The organism is Tindallia texcoconensis (assembly GCF_055383815.1).
This window is the reverse complement of record NZ_AP042431.1, coordinates 542651-567582: the sequence shown is the minus strand read 5'-3', so window position 1 is coordinate 567582 and position 24932 is coordinate 542651. Positions and strand designations below refer to the sequence as shown.

27 protein-coding genes, 1 tRNA gene and 1 other annotated feature (1 of these 29 cut by a window edge) are annotated in these 24932 nt (G+C 38.6%); of the genes, 21 read left to right on the top strand and 7 right to left on the bottom strand.

Features of this window, described 5'->3' with window-relative positions; translation table 11 throughout:
• Positions 1-102: a binding site (T-box leader), on the top strand; it begins 152 nt to the left of the window's first position.
• Positions 103-182: 80 nt separating this feature from the next.
• Positions 183-1481 carry a phenylacetate--CoA ligase family protein gene (locus ACZ47N_RS02725; protein ID WP_464887609.1) on the top strand — a complete coding sequence of 433 codons (1299 nt, stop codon included), beginning with the start codon at positions 183-185 and terminating at the stop codon, positions 1479-1481.
• A 61-nt stretch (positions 1482-1542) separates the two neighbouring features.
• On the top strand, positions 1543-1995 hold the full coding sequence (locus ACZ47N_RS02720; RefSeq protein ID WP_464887608.1) for a hypothetical protein: 453 nt from the start codon (positions 1543-1545) through the stop codon (positions 1993-1995).
• A gap of 432 nt (positions 1996-2427) precedes the next feature.
• On the opposite strand, the gene ACZ47N_RS02715 is transcribed toward ACZ47N_RS02720, so the two are convergent.
• Both ACZ47N_RS02715 and ACZ47N_RS02710 read right to left on the bottom strand, forming a co-directional pair.
• Positions 2428-2946 carry a chromate transporter gene (locus tag ACZ47N_RS02715; protein ID WP_464887607.1) on the bottom strand — a complete coding sequence of 173 codons (519 nt, stop codon included), beginning with the start codon at positions 2944-2946 and terminating at the stop codon, positions 2428-2430.
• Complete coding sequence (locus ACZ47N_RS02710) at positions 2943-3491, bottom strand: chromate transporter (RefSeq protein WP_464887606.1); 549 nt, start codon at positions 3489-3491, stop codon at positions 2943-2945. The genes ACZ47N_RS02715 and ACZ47N_RS02710 overlap by 4 nt, the downstream gene beginning before the upstream one ends.
• 238 nt (positions 3492-3729) lie before the next feature.
• On the opposite strand from ACZ47N_RS02710, the gene lon reads away from it, so the two are divergent.
• A complete protein-coding gene (lon, locus tag ACZ47N_RS02705; RefSeq protein ID WP_464887605.1) occupies positions 3730-6081 on the top strand; it encodes an endopeptidase La in 2352 nt (783 codons plus the stop codon).
• Complete coding sequence (gene yihA, locus ACZ47N_RS02700; protein WP_464887604.1) at positions 6071-6667, top strand: ribosome biogenesis GTP-binding protein YihA/YsxC; 597 nt, start codon at positions 6071-6073, stop codon at positions 6665-6667. The genes lon and yihA overlap by 11 nt, the downstream gene beginning before the upstream one ends.
• 51 nt (positions 6668-6718) lie before the next feature.
• Here yihA and rd read toward each other — a convergent pair whose 3' ends face one another.
• Positions 6719-6880: a rubredoxin gene (gene rd / locus ACZ47N_RS02695; protein WP_464887603.1), complete on the bottom strand. Its 162-nt coding sequence runs from the start codon at positions 6878-6880 to the stop codon at positions 6719-6721.
• A gap of 174 nt (positions 6881-7054) precedes the next feature.
• Here rd and ACZ47N_RS02690 point away from each other — a divergent pair, with 174 nt between their 5' ends.
• From ACZ47N_RS02690 to ACZ47N_RS02630, 13 genes are all read left to right on the top strand, one after another.
• Complete coding sequence (locus ACZ47N_RS02690) at positions 7055-7312, top strand: metal-sensitive transcriptional regulator (RefSeq protein ID WP_464887602.1); 258 nt, start codon at positions 7055-7057, stop codon at positions 7310-7312.
• 20 nt (positions 7313-7332) lie between these two features.
• Positions 7333-8025, top strand: a complete 693-nt coding sequence (locus tag ACZ47N_RS02685) for a response regulator (RefSeq protein WP_464888406.1) — start codon at positions 7333-7335, stop codon at positions 8023-8025.
• 48 nt (positions 8026-8073) lie between these two features.
• Entirely contained in the window at positions 8074-9846 is a 1773-nt protein-coding gene (pnpS, locus tag ACZ47N_RS02680) for a two-component system histidine kinase PnpS (RefSeq protein WP_464887601.1), read from the top strand.
• Between the two features lie 142 nt (positions 9847-9988).
• On the top strand, positions 9989-10891 hold the full coding sequence (locus ACZ47N_RS02675) for a PstS family phosphate ABC transporter substrate-binding protein (protein ID WP_464887600.1): 903 nt from the start codon (positions 9989-9991) through the stop codon (positions 10889-10891).
• 196 nt (positions 10892-11087) lie between these two features.
• Positions 11088-12065 (top strand): phosphate ABC transporter permease subunit PstC, encoded by a 978-nt coding sequence (pstC, locus tag ACZ47N_RS02670; RefSeq protein ID WP_464887599.1) that lies wholly within the window; start codon positions 11088-11090, stop codon positions 12063-12065.
• A gap of 2 nt (positions 12066-12067) precedes the next feature.
• A complete protein-coding gene (pstA, locus tag ACZ47N_RS02665; protein ID WP_464887598.1) occupies positions 12068-12910 on the top strand; it encodes a phosphate ABC transporter permease PstA in 843 nt (280 codons plus the stop codon).
• 29 nt (positions 12911-12939) lie between these two features.
• A complete protein-coding gene (pstB, locus tag ACZ47N_RS02660) occupies positions 12940-13692 on the top strand; it encodes a phosphate ABC transporter ATP-binding protein PstB (protein ID WP_464887597.1) in 753 nt (250 codons plus the stop codon).
• A gap of 11 nt (positions 13693-13703) precedes the next feature.
• Positions 13704-14354 (top strand): phosphate signaling complex protein PhoU, encoded by a 651-nt coding sequence (phoU, locus tag ACZ47N_RS02655; protein ID WP_464887596.1) that lies wholly within the window; start codon positions 13704-13706, stop codon positions 14352-14354.
• Positions 14355-14524: 170 nt separating this feature from the next.
• Positions 14525-14866: an ArsR/SmtB family transcription factor gene (locus ACZ47N_RS02650; protein ID WP_464887595.1), complete on the top strand. Its 342-nt coding sequence runs from the start codon at positions 14525-14527 to the stop codon at positions 14864-14866.
• Positions 14867-14965: 99 nt separating this feature from the next.
• A complete protein-coding gene (locus ACZ47N_RS02645; RefSeq protein ID WP_464887594.1) occupies positions 14966-15196 on the top strand; it encodes a glutaredoxin family protein in 231 nt (76 codons plus the stop codon).
• Between the two features lie 126 nt (positions 15197-15322).
• Positions 15323-15511 carry a hypothetical protein gene (locus ACZ47N_RS02640; RefSeq protein ID WP_464887593.1) on the top strand — a complete coding sequence of 63 codons (189 nt, stop codon included), beginning with the start codon at positions 15323-15325 and terminating at the stop codon, positions 15509-15511.
• Between the two features lie 20 nt (positions 15512-15531).
• Positions 15532-16533 carry a tryptophan--tRNA ligase gene (gene trpS / locus ACZ47N_RS02635; RefSeq protein ID WP_464887592.1) on the top strand — a complete coding sequence of 334 codons (1002 nt, stop codon included), beginning with the start codon at positions 15532-15534 and terminating at the stop codon, positions 16531-16533.
• A gap of 61 nt (positions 16534-16594) precedes the next feature.
• Entirely contained in the window at positions 16595-17302 is a 708-nt protein-coding gene (locus tag ACZ47N_RS02630; RefSeq protein ID WP_464887591.1) for a DUF881 domain-containing protein, read from the top strand.
• A gap of 40 nt (positions 17303-17342) precedes the next feature.
• Here the strand turns inward: ACZ47N_RS02630 and ACZ47N_RS02625 are convergent, their stop codons facing one another.
• Together ACZ47N_RS02625 and ACZ47N_RS02620 are read right to left on the bottom strand one after the other, a co-directional pair.
• The gene (locus ACZ47N_RS02625) at positions 17343-17792 is read right to left on the bottom strand and encodes a bactofilin family protein (RefSeq protein ID WP_464887590.1); all 450 of its coding nucleotides are present in this window, start codon (positions 17790-17792) and stop codon (positions 17343-17345) included.
• A 22-nt stretch (positions 17793-17814) separates the two neighbouring features.
• The gene (locus ACZ47N_RS02620; RefSeq protein ID WP_464887589.1) at positions 17815-18804 is read right to left on the bottom strand and encodes a M23 family metallopeptidase; all 990 of its coding nucleotides are present in this window, start codon (positions 18802-18804) and stop codon (positions 17815-17817) included.
• Positions 18805-19011: 207 nt separating this feature from the next.
• Between ACZ47N_RS02620 and ACZ47N_RS02615 the strand changes: the two genes are divergently transcribed.
• From ACZ47N_RS02615 to ACZ47N_RS02605, 3 genes are read left to right on the top strand one after another with little or no spacing between them, the layout of a single operon-like run.
• A complete protein-coding gene (locus tag ACZ47N_RS02615) occupies positions 19012-19188 on the top strand; it encodes a DUF896 domain-containing protein (protein ID WP_464887588.1) in 177 nt (58 codons plus the stop codon).
• A gap of 32 nt (positions 19189-19220) precedes the next feature.
• Positions 19221-20393, top strand: a complete 1173-nt coding sequence (locus tag ACZ47N_RS02610) for a sensor histidine kinase (RefSeq protein ID WP_464887587.1) — start codon at positions 19221-19223, stop codon at positions 20391-20393.
• Positions 20380-21045, top strand: a complete 666-nt coding sequence (locus tag ACZ47N_RS02605) for a response regulator (protein WP_464887586.1) — start codon at positions 20380-20382, stop codon at positions 21043-21045. Before ACZ47N_RS02610 ends, ACZ47N_RS02605 begins: the two co-directional genes overlap by 14 nt.
• Before the next feature lie 7 nt (positions 21046-21052).
• Here the strand turns inward: ACZ47N_RS02605 and ACZ47N_RS02600 are convergent, their stop codons facing one another.
• Together ACZ47N_RS02600 and ACZ47N_RS02595 are read right to left on the bottom strand one after the other, a co-directional pair.
• Positions 21053-21931 carry a cation diffusion facilitator family transporter gene (locus ACZ47N_RS02600; protein WP_464887585.1) on the bottom strand — a complete coding sequence of 293 codons (879 nt, stop codon included), beginning with the start codon at positions 21929-21931 and terminating at the stop codon, positions 21053-21055.
• 82 nt (positions 21932-22013) lie between these two features.
• Positions 22014-22100 (bottom strand) — tRNA-Leu (locus tag ACZ47N_RS02595).
• A 152-nt stretch (positions 22101-22252) separates the two neighbouring features.
• Here ACZ47N_RS02595 and polA point away from each other — a divergent pair.
• Entirely contained in the window at positions 22253-24931 is a 2679-nt protein-coding gene (polA, locus tag ACZ47N_RS02590) for a DNA polymerase I (protein WP_464887584.1), read from the top strand.
• The last annotated feature ends 1 nt before the right edge of the window (position 24932 follow it).

Below are 24932 nucleotides of genomic sequence, written 5' to 3'. Positions count from 1 at the left end.
AGGTGCGAATATCAGAGTCATGAGATTCTCGTATTCAGATTAAGTGGACTGTTATAACGACGGTCAATAAGGGTGGTAACGCGGAAACCTTTCGTCCCTTGACAGGGGGAAGGTTTCTTTTTTATACATTTATTTCCTTCTGGCAAGGGTTGGTTGTAGATAAAATAGAGGAGGAAATTAAGATGTACTGGAATCAACAAAAAGAATGCATGGAAAGGACAGAACTAGAAAATTTGCAATTAAAGCGACTTGAAAAAACCTTAGAAATGGCATATCATAATGTTCCCCATTATCGAAGGGTGTTTCAGGCGGCGGGCATAGATCCTTGTGAAATGAGAAACTTTGAGGATTTGGAAAAACTACCTTTTTGTAGAAAGCAAGATTTGCGGGATAACTATCCTTACGATATGTTTGCCGTCGCCATGCAGGATGTGGTGAGGATCCACTCTTCTTCTGGAACCACAGGCAAACCAACAGTAGTTGGATATACACGCAAAGATATCAATACCTGGTCAGAACTAATGGCACGTTCTTTAATGTGTGCAGGTGTTGAACGACAAGATGTGATTCAAAATGCATACGGATATGGATTGTTCACTGGGGGGTTGGGTGTTCATTATGGAGCTGAAAAAATCGGTGCTTCTATTATTCCTATATCTGGTGGCAATACAGATAGACAAATCATGATTATGAAAGATTACGGAAGTACCGTAATTACATGTACGCCTTCTTACGCACTATACTTGGCAGAAGCCATTGAAGAAAGTGGCATTAAACTTTCAGATTTAAAATTAAAGGTGGGTATTTTTGGAGCAGAACCATGGTCCGAGAATATGCGTAAAGAAATAGAAGCACGATTACATTTGAAAGCCATCGATATTTATGGATTGAGTGAGATCATTGGTCCGGGTGTAGCAGTAGAATGCCAGGAACAAAATGGGTTACATGTAATGGAAGATCATTTTTGGATGGAAATTATAGATCCAGATACTGGGAAGGTGCTGCCAGAGGGAGAAAGAGGTGAACTTGTTTTCACTTCCTTGACGAAGGAAGCACTTCCGATTATAAGATATCGTACTGGTGATATAACTCGGATTCTTCCTGGAAAATGCTCTTGTGGCAGAAGTTTTCGAAGAATTGGACGAATAGAAGGTAGAAGTGATGATATGCTCATTATTCGTGGAGTCAATGTATTTCCATCCCAAGTGGAACACGCGCTTTTGCAAGTAGGAGAAGTAGAACCTCACTACCAACTGGTTATAGAACGACATGGTCAAATGGACATATTAGAAGTTCAGGTTGAGATTTCTGAGACGACTTTATTTGATGAAGTTAGGTCCTTGGAGGATTTGTCCAATCGGATTCGCCATAGAATTGAAAGCATATTAGCTGTAGCTGTAAAAGTGAAACTGGTAGAACCCAAAACAATTCCAAGGAGTGAAGGGAAGGCTAAAAGAGTCCTTGATCGTCGAAAACCATGAAATAGTGAAGGTGAGAATTGTGATATAATAGGGCAGGGAAAAGATTAGAGGAGGTCTTAAGATGGTTATCAAACAGTTGTCCGTATTTTTAGAGAATTCACCTGGTCGTCTAAAGGCAGCGACAAAAGTTTTGGCAGATTCTAAGATTAATATGAGGGCGCTAACACTAGCAGATACAGCGGATTTTGGTGTTTTACGAATCATTGTCGATAAACCTCAAGAGGCAATGGATATTTTGAAAAAAAACCACTTTGCGGTTAAAATGACAGAAGTGTTGGCTGTTGAGATGGATGACAATCCAGGCGGACTCAATGCTGTACTGGAAGTATTAGAAAATAATCACGTTAATATTGAGTATATGTATGCATTTATGGGATCTAAACCTAGGAAAGCTTTGGTGATTTTCCGAGTTGACAATCTGGAAAAGGCCATTGAATGTCTTCGCAAGGAAGATGTTCGTCTGATCAGCACCGAAAAAGAAGTAGAAGACTTAATCCATTTTTGTTGGGAGTAGCAAAGTAAACAATGGCGGCATAAATCAAAGACATTCTGTCTAAGAAAAAGCCGCTATTGTTTTGTGGTAGAATTTTTTCTAGGCAATGCCCTTGTTGTTCCAATAAAAAGTTACGTGATCCATAAAAAAAGCTGAGTATTACTTGGGATCAAACTCTAGAGTTCCTAGGAACTCCTTTCTTATAGGATTGCCTTCAGAATCGTATTAACTATATGATTTTGAGGCGTCTTTTTTTGATCTATTACAGTATTAGGGCGGAAAGCCCACGGTTTCAATCGTGGGATGAAAGCCCATTTTTTCAAAAACAACGTTGCAGTATGAATAAAAAAACATATACAATGGAATTATGAAACAAGCATATAGAAGAACAAAGACAACCGTATCCCTTATTAACTCGCCTCTAGGGATAATAGTAACCTTCATAAAATAGCCTTAAAAGATTAATACGGCAACAATTCCAGAACAAAGAAGAATGGGGACGGGATGGACTTTTGATTTCCAGAAAATCAAAAAGGCAGCTATCATAATACCAGCGGATTTAAGGTCGGGAACAGAGACTTCATATAAAGATAAAATAGCTGCTAAAATAAAGGAAAGAACAGCAGGTCGGATTCCTTTAAAAAAGCCTTTAACAAGAAAATGATCTGGATTTTTGATTAAAACCTTGGCAGCCATTAGTACGAGTAAAGAAGTTAAAGAAACAACGCCGAAGGTAGCTGCCATACCACCAGTGATGCCAGCTTGCGTATATCCGATAAAAGTGGCAAGATTGATAGAGATAGGCCCTGGTGACATTTGTGCAATGGCAATCATATCCACAAGACTTGAAGCGGAAATCCATTCTTGTGAACGAACTACTTCTCGATGAATGAGTGGTAACATAGCATAACCACCTCCAAAGGTAAAGGCACCAATACGCATAAAAACCAGCATTAATCGCAAATGGATCATGATATTGCTCCTTTCTTTCGATGTTCACTGATCAATCCTGCGATCATGCAGGTAACAATAACGCCGATAGGGTGGAAATGTAACCAGTGAAGTGCAGTGATGGCAATGATAAAGATAATGAGTGAAAAGGCAGTTTTAGGCACAGAAGGAAGTAACTTCATTAAAGAAACCATTAGCAGCGCTACGATGGCAGGGCGGACGCCCAGGAAAAACAGTTGAATTGATTCTGAACCAGCAATTTGTTGGTAGAAACGAGCAATGAGTAAAATAACGATAAAAGCAGGGGTGATGGTGCCAAGAATGCAGGTGACAGCCCCTTTGTATCCGGCGATTTTATAGCCGGCATAAGCGGAAATATTTGTTGCAATGGCACCTGGCATGCTTTGGCATACGGCTAAAATATCAATAAAATCATCCCTTGACAGGATGTTTGATTTCTCTACCAATTCATTTTGTATGATGGGTACCATCGCATACCCGCCACCAAAAGTAAAAGCACCCACACGAAAAAAAATGGTGAATAATTCCCAAAGACCTGGATTCATAAAAGAGCCCTCCCATGCATGATTAAATTAAGATAAATAGTGTCAAGTCTTTTGTAACCACGATATCCTTGCAACAAAAGGCAGGAAAAGGTATAATTAACTTTGTTTTATCGCAACAACATTAGTTTAACAGAAAAATGGGTAGATATCCATATAAGGCTTTCGATAAATGGAATAACCTGAAGGATGAAAAGAATGGAAGGTTCGTAAGAGAGATTCACATAAAGGAGAGGATTACATGGATGAACAAGAAATAAAATTAGATCAGCATACACTGCCGCTTATTCCCTTGCGGGGATTGACCGTATTTCCACATATGGTGTTACATTTTGATGTAGGGAGAGAGCGATCTATTAATGCGTTGGAAGAAGCAATGGTAAAAGACCAGATGATTTTTTTGTCAGCTCAAAAAGAGGCGGAAACTGGTTCACCGACGTCTGAGGATGTTTATGAAGTAGGGACTATTTCTAAAGTGAAGCAAATGCTGAAATTACCAGGGGATAATATTCGTGTGTTGGTAGAAGGGGTTAAACGAGGACGAGTAAAAAAATTCCTACAGGAAGTTCCCTATTTTGTAGTAGAGGTGGAAGAGCAGGAGCAGGAAACGGAGGAAGAGCCTGAAGCAGAGACAGAAGCACTGATGAGAAGTGTCGTGGATACATTTGAAAAATACATTGAAGTCAGTAATAAAATTTCTCCGGAAATTTTTATCACCATTACAGAAATTGAAATACCAGGCAGATTAGCAGATACGATTGCCGCTAATGTGGCGCTAAAACCTCATCAAAAACAAGAAATGTTGGAAGCCTTTGATCCTTCGGAGAGACTTGAAACTTTGTATCGTTTTTTACTAGAAGAGATAGAAATACTTGAAATTGAAAAAAAGATTAATACAAGGGTGAAAAAGCAAATAAATAAAGTACAGAAAGAGTATTACCTACGGGAACAACTTCGTGCAATTCAGAAAGAATTGGGCGAAGACGAAGGAGTACTTGAAGAAGTTGAAGAATACAAAGAACAACTGAAAAAAATCAAGCTTCCAAAAGAATTGCATAAAAAAATTGAGCGTGAAATAGACCGATTGGTAAAACTTCCGTCATCTTCAGCAGAAACGGGTGTTATTCGGAACTATATCGACTGGGTCCTGAGCTTACCTTGGAAAAAAGAAACAAAAGATCGAATGGATCTGAAAAAATCCTCTGAAATTTTGGAAGAAGATCATCATGGGCTGGAGAAAGTAAAAGAAAGGATTCTTGAATATTTAGCGATTCGTCAGTTGTCTAACTCTATGAAAGGACCGATTCTTTGCTTAGTAGGACCGCCTGGGGTAGGTAAAACGTCTATTGGAAAATCTGTAGCTCGTGCTTTGAATCGAAAATTCGTCCGAATGTCTTTAGGAGGAGTTCGAGATGAAGCGGAGATTCGTGGGCATCGAAGGACATACATTGGGGCTATACCAGGACGTATTATTAGTTCAGTCCGTCAGGCTGGAACAAAAAACCCAGTGTTTCTATTGGATGAAATAGATAAATTGGCCAGTGATTTCAGGGGAGATCCTGCATCTGCTTTACTTGAAGTCTTGGATCCGGAACAAAATCATGATTTCACAGACCATTTTTTAGAGCTTCCTTTTAATTTATCCAAAGCCATGTTTATTACAACAGCCAATTCACTGGATACTATTCCTAGAGCGTTATTGGATAGGATGGAAGTCATTCGGATTCCTGGGTATACAGAAGAGGAAAAGTTAAGCATTGCTGAGAAATACTTGTTACCGAAGCAAATTAAAGATCATGGTCTAAAACCAGAAAATCTTAAAATCTCAGAAAACTCCTTAAGGGACATTATAAATAATTATACCCGTGAATCTGGAGTCCGGAACCTAGAACGTCAAGTAGCTAATATTTGCCGTAAAGTGGTTAAACGAATTGTAGATGAAAAGATTCAGTATGTCAGAATCAATCCTGATAATCTAAAGAAATATTTAGGAACACCACAATTTCGTTATGAAATGGCTGCTCAAAAAGATGAAGTTGGAATTGCTAGGGGCCTTGCCTGGACAAGAGTAGGTGGGGATACAATTTCTATTGAGGTAACACTGATGAAAGGCTCAGGGAAGCTAGTGTTAACGGGTCAATTGGGAGATGTTATGAAAGAATCCGCTAGAGCAGGAATTTCCTATATTCGATCCAGGATCGATGTCTTGGGTATTGATGAAGAGTTTCATTCGAATAAAGATATTCATATCCATATTCCAGAAGGCGGTACGCCAAAAGATGGGCCATCAGCTGGGATCACAATGGCTACAGCTGTTATTTCATCCTTAACAGGGATACCGGTACGAAAAGACGTAGCGATGACAGGAGAAATAACATTGCGTGGAAGAGTGTTGATCATTGGCGGTGTGAAAGAAAAAGTGTTGGCAGCCAAAAGAGCTGGCATTACCAAAATATTACTGCCGATGGAAAATAAAAAAGATATGGATGAAGTGCCAGAGAATATAAAGAAAAAAATTGAATTTGTGTTTGTAGAACACATGGATGAAGTGTTAGAACATGCACTTTTAAGGGAGACTAAAAATGAAAATTAAGGAAGCATCCTTTGTAGGTAGTTTTGTGAAGCCAGAGCAATTTCCGGAAGAATTGATGCCGGAAATTGCTCTGGCAGGTCGTTCGAATGTAGGGAAATCATCTCTCATTAACATATTGCTGGGAAGAAAAAAACTGGCAAAAACCAGTGGTACGCCAGGGAAAACAAGAACCATTAATTTTTATAAAATTAACCATCACTTTTTCTTTGTGGACTTACCAGGATATGGTTACGCAAAGGTTTCGAAAAAAGAGCGAAACTCATGGGGAAAAATGATTGAGAATTATCTGGCTAATCGGGAGATGCTCAAAGAAGTTGTTTTACTAGTGGATATTCGTCATGACCCTTCGGAAGATGATCGAATCATGTATGAATGGATTCGTCACCAAGGATATGGGAATCTGGTGGTAGCAACCAAGTGTGACAAACTATCCCGTTCTAGACAAATGCAACAAATGAGACGAATAAAAACAAAGTTGGCAATGCCAGATACAGCAGTCATACTACCTTTTTCGTCCCTTAAAAAAACTGGTGCAGAAGAGGTTTGGAAACTTTTAGAAGCACACCTAGAAATTAAAGAAACATAAAAAACCACCCGACAGAAAACTCTGATTCGGGTGGTTTTGATTTTGCTGTAATCAGCTTTCAGGTTCGAACATATCCTTACCAACGCCACAAACAGGACATACCCAATCTTCTGGAACGTCAGCAAAAGCGGTTCCTGCATCTACGCCGGAATCAGGATCCCCAGCCTCCGGATCGTACACATATCCACAGGGCATACAAACATATTTTTCCATTGTGTTGTCTCCTTTCATTTGGTTAATTATAATGAGCCACAAAGTGACCTCGAAGTTTATAATACCCGACAATGGCGCTGTTAAACAAAAATTGATAAGCCAATAGGGAATTATGATATAATAATGATATTCAATAAAGAATGGATAGACAATCCAGCTCAGGGAGGGTTTATGATGGATGAAAAAGCCAGAAAAGATATCATAAAACGTTTAAAAACCATTCGAGGTCATATTCAAGGTGTAGAAAAAATGATCGAAGATGACAAGGCTTGCGATGAAGTAATGCAACAAATCACTGCTGTGAAATCTTCTGTTGAAAAGGTGGGATGGATCTTGATTAAAGACCACGCAGCAGAGTGTATTATAGAAAATCCCATGGATCGAGAAGAAGTTCACAAGACCATTCAAAAAATTGCACAGTTTTTAAAATAGGGATAGGAGGCATATGGTTGATGGGTCAGAGTGGTAAAACGATTTTAGTGGTGGATGATGAAGAAAACATTTTAGAATTAATTCGCTACAACCTAGTTAAATCAGGGTATCATGTATTGCTGGCCAGTCAGGGTTCAGAGGCGATGCAAGTACTTGAAGAAAACAGCGTAGACCTTATGGTTTTAGATCTAATGCTTCCAGATACGGATGGAATAGAAATATGTAAAAGCATGAGAAGTTCAGAGAAATATAGCCATTTGCCAATTATCATGTTAACGGCAAAAGGAGAAGAGATTGATCGGATAGTAGGTCTGGAACTGGGTGCAGATGATTATATGACAAAACCCTTTAGTGTCAAAGAGTTGGCGGCTAGGGTTAAATCTGTGCTGAGGCGTTCAGGGAAAACTTCAGTTATAGGAAAAAACGTTTTGTGCATTAAAGCACTAGAACTTGATTTAACAAAGCGTGAAGTGAAAGTGGCCAATACTCCCATCGAACTAACCCTTAAAGAGTATGATCTTCTTAGAATTTTAATGACGAATCAAGGAAAAGTACTCTCTAGAAACTATTTGTTGGATGAAATATGGGGGTATGAATATTTTGGAGAAACACGAACCGTAGACGTTCATATTCGAAATATCAGAAAAAAAATTGGAGATGACCTAGAAGAATATATCGAAACGGTAAGAGGGGTTGGGTATAAAATAAAGTAAAATACACCATGAGAAGAACGTATGAGGTGAACAAGAGGGGGGCTGGTGTTGAGACGAAAAATATTTTGGTCCTTCGTCATGATATTACTGATTAGCTCGACACTGATTGGGTTCTTATCGGTAAACTTAATAAACAGAAGCTATACCCATGAACTAGAAAAGCGATTACAAACAAATGGTCAGATGATTGCTGCGATGATACGAACAAACGAAGGAGTCTTAGAGACAAAATCCTTTCAAAATGATATGCACGAAATAGCAGATAGAGGTGAAATGCGAATTACCGTCCTCAATCGTCAGGGATACGTTTATTTAGATACGAGATCCGAGGTTGATGACATGGATAATCATATTGATCGACCAGAAATAATGGCTGCTTTAAAGGATGGCAATTCAGATCCTATCATTCGCTATAGCCATACAACCAATAGAGAAATGATGTATATAGCCTTACTGGTTGGGACAGAAGCAGAAGTTGATTATTTTGTAAGGCTATCGATGGATATATCGGATATCAATGCCATTACAAGAAGTATTGTCTGGTATATAGCAATAGCCACTTTATTTGGACTGGTGATTGCGATGATACTGGGTTCAAAACTAATTGATAAAATGATTGAAAGCATTCATGAACTTGTTAATATGACAAAGAAAATGGTGGAAGGCCATTACGATAAACGTATCTACCTCTCTTCTGGAGATGAACTTGGAGAGCTGGCAGAGCATTTTAATCATATGGCGGATCGGTTACATCAGCTGATTCCTAAACTTTCTGAAAGCAATTCACGATTTCAGGCCCTACTGGCTAGTATCAATAATCCAATCATTGCCGTTGACCCCAAAGAATCGATTATTTTGATGAATGTGGCGGCAGAACGGTTTTTTAATGTGTCCTTCCAAGAAGTAAAGCATCGCCATATTTTAGAAGTGATACGTAACAACGAATTAGATGAGTTGATTAAAGAATCGATATCCCTTCCATTGGAAAATCAGTTTGAAATCAGTGTGAAAATTCCTGAAGAAAAAATCCTTCGAGTGAATACGAACCTGATTCGCAAGGAACAAGATCCAGAAAAAGTAATGGGCCTTGTCATCTTTATAGATGACATGACAGAAGTCAGAAAACTGGAAAAAATAAGGTCTGATTTTGTTACGAATGTAACCCACGAGCTCAAAACTCCCTTAACATCAATCAGTGGATTTGTGGAGACCTTAAAAACTGGTGAAATTGAAGACGAGGAAACACGAATCCGATTCCTAGAAATTATTGAAATTGAAACAGAGCGTCTCACTAGGTTGATCAACGATATCTTGACACTTTCTGAGATCGAAAATATCAGAAATCAAGAAAATACCCCTATTTTTTCGCCGGGGAAAATCTTAAATGATGTAGAGAAAATGATGGAAGCCATTGCAGCTTCCAAGGGAGTTGAATTTTATTTTGAAACACAAAGCAATCTATCGCTGATTAAGGGCAACGAAGACAGAGTGAAGCAAATGTTGATTAATCTAGTTGATAATGCCATTAAATATACGCCGACAGGCGGAAAGGTAAGTCTTATAATATATCAACGGCATGATCAACTGATTTTTCGGGTGAAAGACACAGGAATAGGGATTCCAGAAAAAGATATCCCCAGACTATTTGAGCGATTCTATCGAGTGGATAAAGCAAGATCTAAAAAAATGGGTGGGACAGGGCTCGGCTTAGCCATTGTAAAACATATTGTTTTATCCATGGATGGAAAAATCAGGGTGAACAGTGCAGGTGCTGGTAAAGGCGCTGAATTTACAATTTTCATACCGTTACATCGTAAGTGAACCGCTTTAAAAGCGGTTCACTTTTTTCTTTACAGAATCTTAACAATACGTTTACTGGTCCTTAACCATGGCAGAAGAAATAGAGATTATAATCTCCTTGTAGAGTGAGAAATAAAACAATGTTGAGAGGAGAAATTAAGCAATGAAGAAATGGATGGGTATGCTTTTATGCGTTATGATGACGGTTACAGCATTAACTGGTTGTGGAGGACAAGAGACGGCTGCAGGCAACGAAGAGAAGTCAAAGGAGAATACCACTGCTAATGGATCGGCAGAAAGCCAAGATTCAGATGTGGACTATGGAGAAATGATTGAAGTGAGAGGCTCAGATACAATGGTTAACTTAGGCCAAGGATGGGCAGAAGCTTTTATGGATAAGTATCCAGATTCAATGATTTCCGTAACAGGTGGCGGATCTGGAACAGGTGTTGCAGCATTAATTAACGGAACTATTGATATGGCTCAGGTTTCTAGATCAATTTCAGAAGAAGAAATTCAACAAGGTTTGGATAATGGCATAGAGATCCATGAAATTGTGGGTGGGAGAGATGGAATCGCTTTGGTGGTAAACCATGACAATCCTGTTGATCAATTATCAATGGATGATATTAAAGCAATTTATACAGGTGAAATAATCAACTGGAGTGAACTTGGTGGAAAAGACGTAGCTATTGGACTCTATTCAAGAGATACAAGCTCAGGGACCTATGTGTTTTTTAGAGATTTTGTTCTTAAGGAAAATGATTTTTCTGATGATGCCAATCTTATGCCATCTACGCAAGCCATTGTTGAAGGCGTTATTCAAGATAGTGGTGGCATTGGATATGTAGGGATGGGATATCTTTCAGAAGATACAAAGACGATCACAGTCATTGAAGAGGGTACTGAATATATCCCTGGAGAAGCTGGATACCCTGTGGCTAGACCTTTGTTTCTTTATACAGATGGGGAACCTAATGGCTCGTTGAAAGCGTATGTAGATTTTATTCTTAGTGATGAAGGTCAGGAAGTTGTTGCAAATGTAGGGTTTATTCCATTGAAATAAAAGAAGAGTCATTGCTTAAAAAATGAATAGAGGGATAGAAGCGTAAGAGGCTAATGAATTGAGAAAGCTGATGGACCGCTGATCCAGCGGTCCATCAGGTATGTATTGAAGTATAGATGAATCTGAAGAAAACGATGGGGCTTCATGATGATGAATTTTGAAGGGTTGGACAAACATGTCCTAGGAGGTGTGATGAATGAAACAACCTATGTTTAGCCTGAGGGAAGAAAAAAATGTATTTATTCAGGAAGAAAAAACATTATCCTTTAACCATGAAAAAAACTTAAAAAGTAACTATAAAAATAGATTTAGTGAATTTATTATCGAAAAAATTATTTTTATACTTGGGGTCATCTCTATCTTGATTTTGGCATTGATTTTTGTGTTTCTCATTCATTCAGGAATTTCCTTGTTTGACAGCATGACCATTGGAGAGTTTCTTATGGGAACTTCCTGGTCGCCAAGAAGCACCCCCCAACGTTTTGGTGTCATCCCACTGGTGTTGGGAACTCTTTGGATTACTGCAGGTGCTATCCTCATATCTGTCCCCATAGGTATCGGCAGTGCCATTTTTATTTCTGAAGTGGCACCGCCGAAAACCCGGACGATGCTCAAGGTTATTATAGAATTTTTATCAGCGATTCCATCAGTAGTACTGGGTTTTCTTGGTATTGTAGTCTTATCAAATTGGGTTCGTTTATCCTTTCAATTATCTTCTGGATTTACCTTGATGACAGGATCCATTTTAGTTGCGTTTATGTCCTTACCAACCATTATAAGTGTTGCTGACGATGCCATAACCGCTTTGCCAAAAGAATATCGTGAAGCTTCGTTGGCGTTAGGGGCTACACGTTTTGAAACCATTTTTCATGTGCTGGTGCCAGCAGCTTCTTCTGGAATCATTGCTGGTGTAATGTTAGGCATTGGACGTGCTGTAGGCGAAACAATGACTGTGATGATGGTGACTGGCAACGCAGCACGAATCCCTACTTCCTTACTTCAATCTGGCAGAACGATGACAGCAACCATCGCTTCAGAAATGGGCGATACAGTAAGACAGAGTGCTCACTATTATTCTTTGTTTGCAGTTGGTGTTGTCTTACTCCTTATGACCAGCGTTATTAACTTGATTGCTGATTTTGTCTTGCAAAGAGCTCGAAAAGGAGGAAGATAAGAATGAGTAAACGCGCAAAAGAAAAGTTTGCCTTTGGTATTCTGACTTCGCTGACGGCTATGGTGGTGATTCCAACCATTCTTGTGATTGGATTTATCTTTATAAAAGGAATTGGAACCGTAAACTGGGAGTTTTTAACCGCCATGCCTCGCAGTGGGATGACGGAAGGTGGGATTTTTCCTTCTATTATTGGGACGATTTATTTGGTAGTAGGGACGATTATGTTCGCATTACCTTTAGGGATTGGATCTGCCATATACCTGACAGAGTATGCAAAGCAGGGAAGGTTGACTCGAATCATTCGTTTAGCTGTCCTTAATTTAGCTGGTGTTCCATCAGTTGTATATGGCATATTTGGACTGGGACTTTTTGTTTTGTTCATGGGTTTTGGGAGTTCGATTTTAGCAGGTGCATTAACGTTAGCATGTTTGATTCTTCCGATTATCATTACAACTTCTGAAGAAGCATTAAAAAGTGTTCATCAAAAGTATCGTGATGCTTCTTTGGCATTAGGAGCTACAAAATGGCAGACGATTCGACATGTAGTATTGCCGCATGCAGCGCCAGGAATTATCACTGGAGCTATTCTTGGAATTGGACGAGCTGCTGGTGAAACAGCTCCTATTTTGCTAACGGTAGCAGCTTTTTATTTACCTCGTCTACCAAGTTCGATTTTTGATCAAGCAATGGCACTTCCCTATCATTTATATATCATATCTACACAGGTCCCAGGGATGCCGGAAAGTATTAAATATGGAACCGCACTGGTGTTGTTGGGGATTGTATCCATTTTTTTTGCCATGGCAACCTTTATACGAATTCGTTTCAAGATGGCTAATCAATAAGATGATCCCCGGAAAGGAGTTCTATCGATATGTTTAAAATATCTGTCCGAGATTTAAATTTGTTTTATGGGGAGTTTCAAGCGTTGAAAGATGTTCAGATGAACATAGATGCAAATAAAGTAACGGCACTGATTGGACCCTCTGGTTGTGGAAAATCAACTTTTATCCGAGTGTTGAATCGAATGAATGATTTAATCGATGGGGTTAGGATACAAGGCAATTTATGGTTGGAAGATCAGAATATTTATGCATCTGATGTGGACGTAGCAGCTCTTAGAAGAAGAGTCGGAATGGTTTTTCAAAATCCTAACCCTTTCCGTAAATCAATTTATGAAAATGTTGCATATGGGCCACGGCGTAACGGAGTAAAGTCGAAAGCTAGATTAGATGAAATAGTAGAAAAAAGCTTGAAAGAAGCGGCCTTATGGGAGGAAGTAAAAGATCGATTAAAAAATTCAGCACTGGGACTTTCTGGAGGTCAACAGCAACGACTATGCATTGCAAGAGCTTTGGCTATGGAGCCAGAAGTGTTGTTAATGGATGAACCAACGTCTGCATTGGATCCTATTGCTACTTCAAGAATAGAAGAGTTGATCGAACAGTTAAAAAAGGACTATACCATAGTGATTGTCACCCACTCCATGCAACAAGCAGCACGTATATCGGATCAAACGGTGTTTTTTCTTATGGGAGAAGTTATTGAATCTGGAGAGACCCAAAGGATTTTTACAACCCCATCAGATAAGCGAACGGAAGATTATGTTACTGGTCGATTTGGATAGGAGGATTTGGGATGAGAACCACGTATATAGAAAAATTAAATGGGCTAAAGATAAAGTTACTGAAAATGGGATCTATGGTTCAGGAAATCATTGAAGAATCTTTGCAAGCCTTGCTAGAACAGGACATGGAAAAAGCTTCAGGAATATATCGAATGGACGATCGGATTGATGAACTAGAGCTAGAGATTGAGAATGAATGCATGGAATTAATTGCCTTACAACAGCCTATGGCCAAAGACTTGCGAACCATAGGAACAATTTTAAAGGCGATAACGGATTTGGAACGAATGGGAGATCATGCTGTTAACATTGCGAAACAGACACGATTAATTGGAGAAGAGGCGTTTATAAAACCTTTGGTGGATATTCCTAGAATGGCTCGTCTATCAGAGAACATGGTTGATAAATGTTTGGATGCATTTTTAAAAGAAGATATAAGTCTTGCAAGAGAAGTAGCGCATGAGGATCAGGCTGTAGATGAAATATATGAAAGTATTTATGTGGAATTGATGGAGATGATAATAGACGATCAGCAAGTCATCCGACAGGCCTTTCATTTGTTATTGATTGCTCGTTTTTTAGAGAGGATTGCTGATCATGCGACGAATATTGGTGAACGAGTGATTTATATGGTTACAGCTGAACGGGTAGAAATCAATTAAATAGCTTTGTATGGATGCGTGGCCCTCTTTAAAGAATAGCCTCTTCGTTACTCATAATAAAATATGGGTATAAATAAATTCAAAGTGCTTGTTTGACATTAACCAAGCAAACAGGTATCCTTAATGAAGACATAACCATGTGATTATGACCGTAGAAAGAGGTGAAATGGATGAAGGTAAGTGCAGATTGCTTTAAAGCACTTGGAGATGACACGCGTCTTAAGATATTGATGATGCTCTCGGATGGAGAAAAATGTGCCTGTGATATCCAGGAAAACTTTCAGCTCAAGCAACCAACTATTTCTCATCATATGAAAATACTACAGCAAGCAGGATTAGTTCAAGTAGAAAAGAGAGGGAAGTGGATGTTTTACGGGTTACATAATGATAAGTTAAAGGAATTAATTCGGTTTATTAATGATGACCTGATTAATGTGGATCAATTTCCTTATGTGCTTTCGGAACATGACTGTAATGGAAGTCGGGAAATAGATGAAGTGGTCAGTCGCTAATAGGGACGTTTTTTTTCGTGGAAAAGGATAAAAAGTGTTTGCTGACTTTTTTGTTGGGTAAAAAGATAAAAGATGCTTAAATTACAAGGAGGATGTTTTATGGATAAAAAAGTGATTGTCTATACTTCGACGACTTGCCCTCACTGTTCTACAGCTAAGGATTATTTGGATTCTAAGGGCGTTGAGTATGAAGAAAAAAATGTACAGTCTGATGTAGCTGCACGGAAAGAGTTAATGGAAAAAGGAATCATGGCGGTACCAGTTATTAAAGTGGATGATGAGATGGTTGTAGGAGTTGACAAGGAAAAATTAGATAGCTTGCTTGGATAGTGAGTGCTTTTATGAAAGCCTTCAGATGGTAATAAGCTGTCTGAGGGCTTTTGTTTTGATGACTTTGTAAGCTGTGTTATAATGATCGAGTAATGAAAGAGTGTACGATCAAGGAGCTGAAATCACTTGAACATTCTGTTTTATCAAATAATGAATTTGTTGTTGGTGCTAGTACTGTTAGGAGTACCAGTTTTAATTGCAGTGATGGTTCTTCGTCATTTCAACAGGAAAGATGATAAGCTTGAACGAGAAGCTAGAATGCTAGAAAAAATCCAAGAACTTGAAGAGAGAATTGAGAGGTTAGAAGAATTGTAAAAAAGAAAGGGGTATCCAGGATGAAAAAATTACAGCAGAAAGTTATTTTTAGTGGGGCACAACCAACGGGTAGTATGACCTTGGGGAATTACATAGGAGCATTACAAAACTGGAAACAATTAGAAGAAGAGTATCAATGTTTTTATTCTATCGTCGATTTACATTCTTTGACGGTTAAGCAAGATCCAGAAACCTTTAGGCATACATGCTTATCTTTTTTAGCTCAATATTTGGCATCTGGATTGGATACAGAAAAGAATGTAATCTTTTTTCAGTCTCATGTGCGGGAGCATACAGAGTTGGCTTGGTTCCTTAATTGTTATACCTATATGGGTGAATTAAGCAGAATGACTCAGTTCAAAGACAAATCAGAAAAACATCAAGAGAATATTAACGCAGGCCTCTTTACGTATCCAGTGCTAATGGCAGCAGATATTCTTCTTTATGGAGCGCATTTAGTGCCAGTAGGAGAAGATCAACGTCAGCATCTGGAACTTTCTAGAGATATTGCTCTGAGGTTTAACAACATTTTTGGAGAAACTTTTGCAGTTCCTGATATTTATGTGGGGAAACAAGGAGCCCGAATTATGAGTTTACAAGAACCCAGTAAAAAAATGTCTAAATCCGATGAGAACCAAAATGCTGTTCTGTATATGTTGGATGAAGATGACGTTATCATAAAAAAATTGAAAAAAGCAGTAACGGATAGCTATAACGAAATTATAGATAGGCCAGAGCAGCCTGGAGTGCAAAATCTTTTATCTATTTATAGTGCGCTGACTGGTGAAAATAGAGAAAAGGTTGTAGATTCTTTTGAAGGAAAAGGATATGGTGCGCTAAAAATGGAAGTAGCAGAAATAATTATCGAAACAGTAAAACCTTTTCGCGAGAAATATCGTCAGTATATGGAGAATCAAGATTATATGGAAAAAATATACCAAACAGGAGCCAATAGAGCAAGGAAGGCTGCATCTGCTACCATGGAAGAGGTAAGGAAGAAAATTGGATTGGTCACCATTTAAGTATGTATCTATGTGAAATTTTTTCAGATAGGTTGTAAAGGCAGAAAAAGGACGTGGGCACATGGAACACAAACAACCACAAATACTCATGTTGCTCTTTTTTATGATTTCTGGTGTTTTGCTAGGGATGAATATGGATGTCAATCAGCATTTTGATGCACAAGATCCACTTGCTATAGCGGAAAATACAGATGGCTTTAAAGAAATTGAGGATTTGAGTAAAGTGAATGACGATATGCGCCAGCGCATACAAGTATTACGAGAAGAAATTCAAATGGTGGAAGAAGAGAGAGCGGAAGGGAATTTAGCGATACAAAAGTTGATGGGAGAAATAAGCGAGTATCAAATGCTTGCTGGACACAGAGAAGTAGAGGGGCCTGGAATTCAAATTATTTTGGAAGGTATGTTTGAAGAAAACATTGCTGAACTAGTGGAAAGAAGAAAATATCTGATTGCCTTGGTGAATGAATTGCGTACCCATGGAGGGGAAGTGATCTCCATTAATGATAGAAGGGTGACTGCAAGAAGTGAAATGACATTGGCTGGAAGTCATATTCAGATTAATGGTTACCCAATTGCGCCGCCATATGTTATCAGGGCAATAGGAAACCAGCAAAAGTTCAAGCGATATGTTGAGAATAGAACCTTTATATTTGAACTGATGCGTGGAGATGGTATTGTAGCTTCTCTTGAATACCAAGATGAATTGGTTATTGGGAAACCATCCAGAGAAAAACCCGTTCAGTTTATGGAATCCACCATTAATTAAACAAAGCAGCCCCTTAGGAAGGTTGGGCTGCTTTGTTATTTTATGATGATTGCTTTTTTTGTGTATTCTTTTGGTCAGAAGAATGCTTATGGGTGGAAGATAAGTCTTCTGGTGAAGGTTGCTTGGTTTCTTTAGACTTTTTCATTTGACAGTTTCCTTCGAAGATGCCTTTTTCATCAACAATAAAGGATTGGATCATGGCATCGCCATAAAGAGATCCAGTTCCAGCAATGTGTAATTGGCCAGAGGCTTCGATATTTCCATGAATTTTTCCAGCTAGCAGAATATTATTGCACTGAATATTTCCTTTGATTTCAGCTCCTTCACCAATCACAACATCTGATTCGCTAATAATTTCGCCCTGGAATACGCCATCCACTCGTATGGGTTCTTGTATTCTCATGGTTCCTTCGAAGGTTGCTTTTTTGCCAATTAGCGTATCAAAATTTTCGAATTGTGGCGAGGTTGTTTCTTGTTTTTTATTGAACATAAAATCCTCCTTTGTATCATAGTTAGGGTAAGAAATTCTTTGGGTTTTTAGGCTCTCCATTCACTCGAACTTCAAAATGCAAGTGCGGACCAGTAGCGCGTCCAGTTTGTCCTATTCTGGCGATGAGATCGCCCTGATTTACCTGATCTCCAACATCAACAAGGTTTTGGCTATTGTGAGCATAAACAGAGGTATATCCATAGCCATGAGAAATAATAATCATACGACCATAACCTCCGTTATATCCAGAGTATGTAACAATGCCACTACCAGCTGCAACAACAGCGGTTCCTGAAGTGTTGGCGATGTCAATGCCTTGATGAAATTCAGTTGTTCTACGGTTTGTAGGAGAAATTCTTTTGCCAAAGGGAGAACTAATTCTTCCTTGAGCGGGCCAGGAATTAGGTTTTGCCTCTAAATATTCCAGCTGATTTTCTACATCGTCTACAAGTTGTTCCATTTTGTTCTTTTGAGATGCGATTAAATCGTTTAAGGAGTTAACGTCTACTTGGTAATGGTCAAGTCTTGGTCCTATGGAGCGTGAGCTGGCAGACCTTGTAACCATGGCTAAAAGAGGATGGTCATCCTCTTTAAATACGGAAGGTTCTTTGATTCCTTCACCGGTGACTTTAGGGCTATCATCACTATTAAGACCAACCATGTCCAGTACTTGATTTTCAAGTTTTTGAAGTGAAGCCAGTTGTTCGTCGATTTTGTGATACTTAGATTTCAGGAAATCTATTTCCTCTAAATGGTCCTGATTTTCTTCTGTAAGTTGTGCGGTGACAATCCGTTGGCTTGTTAACGCTTGTTTGGTCTCTTCCAGCTCTCCAGCAAAATACCAGGTTCCAAAGACAAAGCCACATAAGGTTATTGCCAGCGCACAAAAAGCCGTTTTGGGAATCCAGGCTGGAATAGAGAAACGATAGATCTGGCCAGAGTGATTGGGTACTAACATAAAGGTGTATTTTCGCTGTGGTTTACTAATAAAATGAGGTGGCTTTCTATCCATATAAACCCTCCTTAAGACACTATTATATATAAAATAAAGAAAGATGCAATGTTTGAATATAAATCAACACTGGACTATTTGGCGATGTAGGTATTTTTACCTATATAATGAAAAAACAAAGGATTTATGATAGTATTAAATAGATTTATGATAGTATCAAAGGAATTGGAAATAATTCATTCAAAAAGAAAAAGAGGAGAGAAAGAGATGTTAGAGAAGAAAAAGATGAATCGGATTAATGAACTGGCAAAAATGGCGAAGGAAGGCACACTTTCGTCAGACGAAAAAAAAGAACAAGAACAGCTGAGAAAAGAATACTTGGCAAAATTCAGGGAATCATTTCGCAACCGACTAGATAATTTAGACATTGAATACGTTGATTAAATTCTGTAGTAGCTTGATGAGGAGAATCATGAATGAGTGATGGGTATATTCAAAGTGCTGTTAAAATGAATCAAGTCTTAAGCCGAATTTTCGCGGCTATTGAGGAAAGTAAAGAAGAAGTTTTTGAAATTGCAGATACACTTAATCGAGAATACTCTCGATTAGAAGGCAAACTAGAGCAAGTCAATCGACAAATCCAGACGGTGATTGTAGAATTGGACAGATTAGATGAGCTTGAAAAAAAAAGTCGAAAAGAATTGGTGAAAGTGAGTCGTGATTTTTCTCACCATAGTGAATCAAAGATACGGGGAGCTTATGAAAAAGCCAACGAATATCAGGTTAAGCTTATTCTTAAACGTAAAGAAGAAGAAAAACTGAGAATTGAGCGGCAAGAAGTGGAAGAACATTTACGTCACGCTCGAAAGAATCTAGTACGAGCGGAAAAAGTGACCACAAAGTTTAGTGTAGCCTTGGAGTTTTTAGAAGGAAATATGGAAGACTTTAGCAATACGATTACGGATCTAGAACAAAGACATTTGATGGGTCGAAAAATAATTCAGGTACAAGAAGAAGAAAGAAAGCGGGTATCCCGCGAAATTCATGATGGTCCTGCCCAGTCTTTTTCAAATATCCTTCTTAAAGTAGATTTTTGTGAAAAACTAATGGATAAAGACATTGAAAGAGCAAAAAAAGAAACACAAAACCTAAAAGAGTTAGTGAGAGGAAGCACCAGAGAAATCAGAAAAATTATATATAACTTGCGACCAATGGCCATTGATGATTTGGGACTGGTTCCTACTTTGAGAAGATACCTAGAAGATTTTAATGCTGAAACAGCTATAGAGATTGATTTTAAAGTTTCTCCTAGCTTTCATGCGGAGGATACGGTGCTCCAATTGGCCTTATTTCGAATTACGCAGGAGGCGCTAAACAATATTAGCAAACATGCCAAAGCCACAAAAGTAGAGATAGAACTATCGAAGGATTCTAAATTTATTTCTTTAAGCATCAAAGACGATGGAGTTGGTTTTAACCCGCAGGAAATTCGCATCGATCAAGAAAGTGGATTTGGCATTATGAATATGAAAGAACGATCTGAATTGTTAAAAGGAAACTTAAGAATAAAATCTAAACCAGGTGAAGGAGCCTTGTTACAAATATTAATTCCAATAGAGGGACAGGAGGAAAGAGATGAAGAAGATTAAAGTATTAATTGCAGATGATCATTCTTTGGTTCGACAGGGATTATGTCAGATTTTGTCATTAGAAGAAGATATTGAAGTGGTGGGAGAAGCACGAGATGGTGAAGAGTGCGTCCAATTAGTTCGTGAAAACAAGCCGGACGTAGTATTGCTAGATATTAATATGCCAAATGTAAATGGCATTAAAGCCTTGCGTCAAATAAAAGATCTGGATCAGAGCATTAAAGTCATTATCCTGACGTTTCACGAAGAAATTGAGTACTTATTTGAGACATTTAATTTGGGAGCCAATGGGTATATTGTAAAAGATGCAGAAAGTCGAATTCTCATCGATGGAATTAGAGAAGTAAATGATGGCATTTCTTATGTATACCCTACCATGGCAGAAGGTGATAAGCAACGGCTTAACAAGCTTAAAACCAATGAAGAAGCCTGGGAGCCTTTAGAAAAGAAGTCCAGTCTTACCAAAAGAGAATATGAAATTTTGACATTAATAGCAGATGGCCTTAATAACAGAGAAATTGCAAATACGCTATATATCAGTGAGAAAACTGTTAAGAATCATGTTTCAAATATTTTTAAAAAAATCGATGTCAACGATCGAACTCAAGCAGCTATTTATGCTTTTAGAAATAAGATTAAAAGCATACAATAGTGGCATCTTATTGGCGGTAGAAGGGGTTTACGTGAATGAGCACATCCTGAATACTGCTATTTAACTCTAAAATCTGGGACTTGGCTCTGGCAGCAACACCATGGCCTTCTTCTACCGTAAGTTCTGGGAGAACACTGATTTTCAGGTCAATAATCATCTTGGAGCCATATCGACGAACTCGCAGATCATCGACTTTTTCAACGCCTTCCACATGTAAGATGGTATCTATTAACTCCTTGAGAGTTTCTTTGGAAGGAGCCGTATCCATTAGGGTGTCAACAGCTTTTCGATATATTTGAATACCAGCACGGAAAATTAACAAGGCAACAAAAAGGGCTGCTAATGGGTCCATAAAAGCCATTCCAAATCTTGAGCCTACGATGCCCACCAAAGCAGCAATAGAGGAAAAAGCATCGGAACGATGATGCCATGCATCTGCAATGATGGCATCGCTATTGATTTCTGTGCCAATTTTTGAAGAATATCGGTACATCAGCTCTTTTGCAACAATAGAAAGAAAAGCCACATATACCGCTGCTATGTCAGGGATCTTGATGGTTTCTGAAGTGAGGGTACGAAGGCCTTCATATCCGATGCCAGCGGCTGTAATCATTAAAATAACGGCAAGAATTTCTGAAGTAATGGTTTCCGCCCGATGATGTCCAAAAGGATGGTTTTTATCCGCAGGTAGATGTGCAATTTGCATTCCTTTGAGCAAAATAACGGTGCCTATCAAGTCGGAGGCAGAGTGGAAAGCATCGGCTACTAAGGCAGTACTGCCGGCGAGAAAACCAACGATAAGTTTCATGACGGTTAATACAAGGTTTCCTAGGATGCTAACTAAGGAAACTCTTTTTGCTTTTTGAAAACGAACTTCATCTTTCAAGGCTACTCAACTCCTTAGATTAGAGAAATGCAATTTAAAAAAATATCCTTCGAGAACCTCGAAGGATATTTTGGTGAAATAGTGGTGCCGCGGAAGGGAATCGAACCCCCACGATGTTTCCATCGGCAGATTTTGAGTCTGCTGCGTCTGCCAGTTCCGCCACCGCGGCGAATTACAAAAATTATCATACCATGTTCTTTTCTAAAAGTCAAGATGATTTCATTCAGAAGGATTTGATTCACAATGAATCTTTGTTTACTGAAGAGGTTGAAACGTGGTACAATGTCAAAGGGAAACGTGCAAGGAAAGGAGTGTCTGATTGTGGGATTGAAAAAAATGCTTATTATAGATGGCAATAGCTTAGTGAATAGGGCATACTATGCCTTGCCACCATTAACGAATCGAGAAGGAATTCATACCAATGGAATCTACGGTTTTCTAACGATGCTTTTTAAAGTGAGAGAGGATATAGCACCAGATTATTTTGCAGTGGCTTTTGATCTCAAAGCTCCCACCTTTCGTCATAAAGAATATAAGGAGTATAAGGCAGGGAGAAAGAAAATGCCTCCAGAGCTGGCTGAACAGGTAGAACCATTGAAAGAGATTTTAGATGCTTTGGGAATTTACCGAATGGAACTTGAGGGCTTTGAAGCAGATGATTTAATTGGCACTGTAACAAAACTGGCTGAGGGGAATAACTGCCATACATACATTGTGTCTGGAGACAAAGATGTTCTTCAGCTGGTATCAGAAGTGACTACGGTAATGATTACCAAAAAAGGAATCTCACAGATTGAAATATATGATCCTCAAAAAGTCATAGAAGAATTTGAAGTGCCAGTAGAAGCTATGATTGATCTTAAAGGGTTGATGGGAGATTCTTCAGATAATATTCCAGGGATTCCAGGCGTGGGCATTAAAACGGCCATTAAACTTTTAAAAGAGTTTGGATCGATTGATAGAATTATTGAAGAACAAAATAAAATAAGCAATAAAAAATTAAAAGAAAAAGTAGAAGTTTATCAAGAGCAGCTGGTACTCAGCAAAAAATTAGCCACCATCGAAACTGGAGTTCCGCTTGATCTTTCTTTAGAAGATATGAGACCTATGGAATTAAAATACGATGTGTTGATGCCGTTATTTCGAAGGTTTGAGTTTAGTCGCTTGTTAGAAAAAATATCTAAACCTGAAGCTGGAATTTCTGATAAAAGACAAGAAGTGTCGATTCATGAAATAACAACGATGGAGCAGGTTCGGGAAATACAAGAGAAAGCAGCTGACGTAGGGGAAGTAATCTATTATACCTTGATGGATGATAGGCGTGCTCCAGTCCAGCTGCCATCAGCTGTGGCGTTTATATTAGGTGATAACCATGCTTCTGGATGGTTTAGGCTTGGAGATGATGAAACATCACAGAATATGTTTGATATGTTTGTTGACTGGCTTCAAGATGAAAACATGAGAAAAGTGACCCATGATTTAAAAAAAGAATGCAGTTGGATTTTGGAAAAAAACAAAATTTTACGAGGTCAAAACTTTGATATCATGTTGGCGGATTATTTAATTAATCCATCGAAATCAAGTTATGCACTGGCAGATATGGCGGCCCATTACGATGGTCTTAAAATGGAAGAACCAATAGAATGGTTGGGGAAAGGCAAAAAAAAGCAACAACCTCAGGATGTGGAGTCGAATCAGATTCAGTTACTTTTATCAAAAGCCATTAACTGTATCTACGGATTGCATACCCCGCTTAGAGAAAAACTGGTAGAAGAACAGCTAGATACCTTGTATGATCAAGCGGAACTACCCTTAACACAAGTGTTGGCGGTTATGGAACATGAAGGCATTGGCATTGACGAGGACTACTTGAATCAGTTGAAAGAAGAATTTGAAATAAATATTGAAGAAAATATGAGTCGTATTTTTGACATGGCAGGAGTGGAATTCAACTTGAATTCTCCAAAGCAGTTAGGGGAAGTTCTATTTGAAAAATTAAAACTACCACCTGTGAAAAAGACTAAAACAGGCTTCTCTACAAATGCTGAAGTATTAGAAAAACTAATGGATAAGCATCAAATCATACCTCTTATTTTGGAGTATAGACAACTAACTAAGATTAAAAACACCTACATCGATGGATTGGGAGCTATTTTAAATTCAGAGACGAAGCGGATTTACTCGACCTTTCATCAGGCAGTAACAGCGACTGGTCGCATTTCAAGTTCGGAGCCTAACCTGCAGAATATCCCGGTAAAGACAGAGGTGGGCCGTCGGTTACGTAAAATTTTTGTAGCAAGGAAAGGATATCGGTTTATTGATGCAGATTATTCTCAAATTGAACTGCGGATCATGGCTCATCTAGCCAAAGATGAAGAAATGATGAAAGCATTTTGGGAAGAATCCGATGTTCATACTAGAACGGCGGCACAGATTTTCAAGACGAGCATAGAAGAGGTAACCGACTCCATGCGTAGTCAAGCGAAGGCAGTGAATTTTGGTATTATTTATGGCATTAGCGATTATGGATTAGCGACTAATTTAAATATAAGTCGAAAAGAAGCACAACAATACATTGATGAATATTTTCAACAATATCCAGGTGTAAAACAGTACATTGACGAAATGATAAAAGTAGGGAAGGAAAAAGGGTCGGTTCGAACGTTGATGAACCGGATTCGATACATTCCAGAAATTCATTCTAGAAATTTTAACCAGCGATCTTTTGGAGAACGCTTGGCTATGAACACTCCTATACAGGGGACGGCAGCAGATATTATCAAAATGGCCATGGTGAATGTCTATCGAAGGTTAAAAGATGAGGGATATCAGGCAAAGATCATATTGCAGGTGCATGATGAATTGATTATCGAGGCGCCTGAACAAGAAATAGAGGCAGTAGCTGAAATACTCAGACATGAGATGGAAAACACCATAAAGCTGGAAGTGCCTCTGAAAGTGGATCTGTCCGTGGCTGGCAACTGGTATGACGCAAAATAGG